We start from the raw sequence: 237 nt of genomic DNA on the forward strand, positions 1-237 counted from the left end.
CCATCAGTTTGCTTATTTTTATTCGGCTCGGTTTTTATCGAGCCATTATTCGTTATATGAGTATGCAAGCCACCATTACTATTTTGATGGGGGTGTTTGCTTCTATGGCCGCGTTGGTAGTGGTTAACTATATGTTATTGCTGCCTATTCCGCGCTCGGTGCCATTTATTTACGCCATGTTAGCCATGCTGAGTATCGGTGGGGTGCGGTTGATATTGCGTGACCTCTATCATCGTG

At 44.7% G+C, this 237-nt stretch carries 1 protein-coding gene; it reads left to right on the forward strand.

What is annotated here, in order from left to right; genetic code table 11:
- Positions 1–56: 56 nt before the first annotated feature.
- Positions 57–237 (forward strand): hypothetical protein (locus RMT89_RS45345; RefSeq protein WP_315889585.1); only part of this gene is annotated, 181 nt, incomplete at its 3' end.

Source organism: Streptomyces sp. P17 (assembly GCF_032436805.1).
Taxonomy (GTDB): Bacteria; Actinomycetota; Actinomycetes; order Streptomycetales; family Streptomycetaceae; genus Streptomyces.